Below are 4,075 nucleotides of genomic sequence, written 5' to 3' on the forward strand. Positions count from 1 at the left end.
GATAATAATCAACACCGTAGCGGCGATAAGCATCCGCCCAGCTCCAATCAAACACGTATTCGCCATAGGAGTGGGTTTTAATGTAACCGGGCATAGCGCCGATTAATTGCTCATCGGAGAATAGTAATAAGTGCTGTGCTTGCCAGCCCGTTGCCGCGCTAGTACAGCCACTGTCTTCCAGTGCGGCCAAAAACTCGTGCCGTACAAAGGGATAGTCGGATGGGCAAAGCTGATTCCAGTGCGCAGCGTTAATTTGGTGAATTGAATCGATAAAACGAATCTGCACAGTTTTGTCCCTTGGTCTTAAAGTAGAAAAACAGACGGTTAGATTAATACCTGTAATACGGTTGTGGGTGATTTTGCGTTGCATATGCGTAAAGTTTCGCAACGGCAAACCCCTCTGCTGGTCATTGTCGCTCTGACTACAGTAGAATCCTGCCATCTTTATAACATCTGGTTTCTCAATGCCATCGTCTGAACCCGACCAAAGGCCAGCTGCTTTGCGTCACTCCAGTGCCAGTTTATCCGCGTTACTCATCGCTTTTGCCGCGAACTTCACCGCTGAGCGGGTGCGGGTCCGCGACATTACCGAATCCCTTGGGCAGCGCTCCTTTGGTTTTATCCTGCTGATTTTCGCCTTGCCAAACTCATTGCCAATTATTGGTATTCCGGGTGTATCCACCATTACCGGCTTGCCGATGCTGTTTATCGCGGTACAAATGGCGCTAGGGCACAAGCGCGTCTACTTGCCGCGCTGGATTGCCGACAGCTCTATCGCCACCGTTGATTTCCAAAAATTGGTTAATAAGGTTGCTCCCTGGCTAAGGCGTATTGAAAAGCTGATGCGCCCACGTATTTCTGTCCTGACACTTGGCAGCGCCGAGCGCTGGCTGGGTGCATTTTGTGTCCTGCTGGCATTTTTGCTGGTGTTGCCAATTCCCCTTGGGAACTTGCTGCCTGCGTTAGGCATTCTGTTTATCGCCTTGGGTTTGATCGAAAGCGATGGCGTATGTGTGCTGGTGGGCATTGCCATTGGCATTTCAGCCTGGGTGTTCTTGAGCGGATTGGTCTGGGTTGCGGTGCAGACCGTGCTGGCCATGCTCGATCAAATGGTGTGATGGGGATATATCGTGGAATGGATGGCTGATCCCAGCGCCTGGCTGGGGCTGTTAACCCTGATAGTGTTGGAAATTGTGCTGGGGATCGACAATCTGATCTTCATCGCTATTTTGGCTAATAAGTTACCGCCGCATCAGCGCGACAAGGCGCGGGTCATTGGTTTGGGCTTGGCGCTGCTGATGCGCCTATTGCTGCTGGCTGGCATTTCCTGGTTGGTGACACTTACCCAGCCGCTGTTCAGTGTTTTTGATAAAAGTCTTTCAGGGCGCGACCTGATTCTTTTGTTGGGCGGTATCTTCCTTCTCTTCAAGGCGACGGTTGAGGTGCATGAGCGGCTCGAGGGCAAGATCCACCTACCGCGCAACACTCGCGTCCATGCCGCTTTCTGGGCGGTAGTGGCGCAGATTATTGTGCTGGATGCGGTCTTCTCCCTCGATGCGGTAATCACCGCGGTCGGCATGGTCGATCATCTGGAAGTCATGATGATTGCGGTGGTGATCGCCATGTTGATCATGATCATTGCGAGCAAGGCACTGACCGATTTTGTGAATCGCCACCCCACCGTGGTTATGCTCTGCCTCGGCTTTTTGTTGATGATCGGCTTTAGTCTGGTGGCTGAGGGCGCGGGCTTTGAAATCCCCAAAGGCTATCTCTACGGCGCTATCGCCTTCTCGGTGCTGATCGAAATATTCAACCAGTTGGCGCGCTCCAATCGCACTCGCCATTTAATCGGCGAACGCCCGCTGCGCGATCGCACCGCCGAAGCGGTACTGAAATTGCTGGGTGGGCGCAGCGATGCCGATGAAGTCGGCGCCGATATCGCCGGCATGACTGCCGCCCCCCATGATGAAGAGCTGGCATTTGAACACAGCGAGCGCAGTATGATTCGCAGCGTATTGCAGTTGTCTGAGCGTCCGGTGCAATCGCTGATGACACCGCGCCCGGATATCGTGTGGGTCGATGCCCAAGCGACACCAGCCGAGCTTCTGGAAATCCTTAAAACGACTCCGCAAACCCGCCTGCTGGTAGCGCGTGATGAGCTGGATAATTTGCTCGGCGTAGTGCAAAGCCGCGATCTGCTTACCGCCGCGCTTAGCAACCAACCGCTCGACCTCGCCAAACTTGCGCTCTCTCCCCTCGCCGTACCCGAGGGCACCAGCGCACTTAAAGTACTGGAGATGCTGCGCCAGGAGCCATTACCACTGGCGATAGTGATCGATGAATACGGCAGTATCAAAGGCGTAGTGACCACGGGCGACCTGCTCGCTGCCATCGCAGGCGAACTGGCCGATACCTACGATGAGCCTCTCGCGACCGAGACTGATGGCGGTTGGATGCTTGATGGCAGCATATCGCTGGAACAAGTAGAAGAATTGCTGCGCATCAAACTAACGCGCGGCGATGGCGATTATTTTACGCTCGCTGGATTATTGCTCGAACAATTACAACATGTCCCCGTTGCCGGTGAGGCCATCAGGCTCGCGGGCTACGAATTTACCATTAGTCGTATGGAGGGGCGCCGTATTTTGCAAGTCTATGCAATATTGTTGGAGGATGATCCCGGCATCACGCAAATCGGGTATTAATTTATTGATGAAAATTAATTCATATCATTATGTTGTAAACATAATTAATTTCCGCTTTTTGTTGTCAATTGCACCTATTTAACTCTAAGGGTAGGTCACTAATAAATTTAACGTGACCTACCGCACCGTCAAATCGATAACTTCCACCGATAATGCGCGCAGCAAATTCCCCACACAATTGTGTTCAGGATTTATTCATCCACAACAACTAGTATCACCGTGAACGACCTTACTGGAGAGTAAAAATTATGAAAAACACACTGAAAAAAATGAGCTACTTCGTTGCTGTTGCAGGTTTAGCGGGTAGCGTGAGTGTTAATGCGGCGCCGGGTGTTAGCTACAATTACGCTGCGTTACAATTTATTGATCAAGATGTTGATGATTATGATTGCAACCAGGATGGATTGCGTTTAAGCGGCAGCCTTGAATTAAATGATGATTTTTTTGCGATAGGTTCTTACAGTGATGTGAGTGGTGGTCGCTGCGGTTCAGAAGCAATCAGCGCCGGTATTGGATACCATACCCTGTTTGGTGCTGACTCCAGCATGTACGGCACGCTGAGCGCGGAAAATATTTCTCCTGACGCAGGTGATAGCGATTCAGGTTTGATTGTTGCTGCTGGTCTGCGTGGTTTTATCAACAATAATGTTGAAGCGAAAGTAGAACTCTCTCACCACACCGCATTTGATGGCAATACTGTGCTCGGCGGTGGAGTTGCTTACTGGTTCGCGCCACAATTTTCAGTGACTGCCGATGTTGGCTTGGGTTCAGAAGCTTCAGAAATTGGTATTGGCTTGCGCATGAATTTCTAATGCTGCCTTAGTAATAAAAAAGCCGGAATTTTATTCCGGCTTTTTTATTTTCAGATGATTTATATTCGTTGATAAACTTATTGGCTTGCCGCCTCCAATTCTTCGCTAACCATCAGCCAGTTTTCTTCAGTCTCTTCCAATTGAGCTTGCAGCTTGCCTTGTTCGGCCAATAACTCTTGCAGTTTGGTTTTGTTTTTATCTTCGTAAATACTACTGTCGCCCAAAAGGGATTCTATTTCCCCCAAGCGCTTCTGCAATTTTTCCATCTGGCTTTCAAGATTTTTTAATTTGTTGGTGAGCGGTTTCAATTGCGCGCGCTGGGCTGCAGATTGCTGACGCTGGGCCTTTTTATCAACTTTTCCGTCGCTCTCACTGGCAATAGCGGTTTCTTTTTCAGCGGTAGCCGCATTGGTTTTTTGTTGCTGCATCCATTTGTAATAATCTTCCAGATCGCCATCAAACTCACTCACACTACCGTCGGCAACCAGCAAAAATTCATTCACTGTATTACGCAATAAATGGCGGTCATGCGATACCACAATCACCGCGTCTTCAAAT

Annotated in this window: 4 protein-coding genes and 1 pseudogene; 3 read left to right on the forward strand and 2 right to left on the reverse strand. The window is 50.0% G+C overall.

All coding sequences use genetic code 11. The features are described 5' to 3' along the window. The coding region (locus ACWA6V_RS18265; protein ID WP_449523836.1) for a peptidogalycan biosysnthesis protein at nt 1–286 on the reverse strand (286 nt) is incomplete at its 3' end. Between the two features lie 178 nt (nt 287–464). Here ACWA6V_RS18265 and ACWA6V_RS18270 point away from each other — a divergent pair. The 3 genes from ACWA6V_RS18270 (at nt 465) to ACWA6V_RS18280 (ending at nt 3,517) form a co-directional block, all read left to right on the forward strand. Next, on the forward strand, nt 465–1,118 hold the full coding sequence (locus ACWA6V_RS18270) for an exopolysaccharide biosynthesis protein (protein ID WP_449523837.1): 654 nt from the start codon (nt 465–467) through the stop codon (nt 1,116–1,118). A gap of 21 nt (nt 1,119–1,139) precedes the next feature. Further along, on the forward strand, nt 1,140–2,705 hold the full coding sequence (locus ACWA6V_RS18275) for a TerC family protein (RefSeq protein WP_449523838.1): 1,566 nt from the start codon (nt 1,140–1,142) through the stop codon (nt 2,703–2,705). Between the two features lie 248 nt (nt 2,706–2,953). Next, nucleotides 2,954–3,517: a hypothetical protein gene (locus tag ACWA6V_RS18280; protein ID WP_449523839.1), complete on the forward strand. Its 564-nt coding sequence runs from the start codon at nt 2,954–2,956 to the stop codon at nt 3,515–3,517. Nucleotides 3,518–3,594: 77 nt separating this feature from the next. On the opposite strand, the pseudogene ACWA6V_RS18285 reads toward ACWA6V_RS18280, so the two are convergent. After that, a pseudogene (locus tag ACWA6V_RS18285) lies at nt 3,595–4,075 on the reverse strand (ABC transporter ATP-binding protein); the annotation flags it as partial.

The sequence above is a fragment of the Cellvibrio sp. genome (genome assembly GCF_053579595.1).

Bases quoted from the DNA above. Each gene is read 5' to 3' on its own strand.
- ACWA6V_RS18270 (WP_449523837.1), top strand. From the start codon at position 465: ATGCCATCGTCTGAACCCGACCAAAGGCCAGCTGCTTTGCGTCACTCC.
- ACWA6V_RS18280 (WP_449523839.1), top strand. From the start codon at position 2,954: ATGAAAAACACACTGAAAAAAATGAGCTACTTCGTTGCTGTTGCAGGT.
- ACWA6V_RS18275 (WP_449523838.1), top strand. From the start codon at position 1,140: ATGGCTGATCCCAGCGCCTGGCTGGGGCTGTTAACCCTGATAGTGTTG.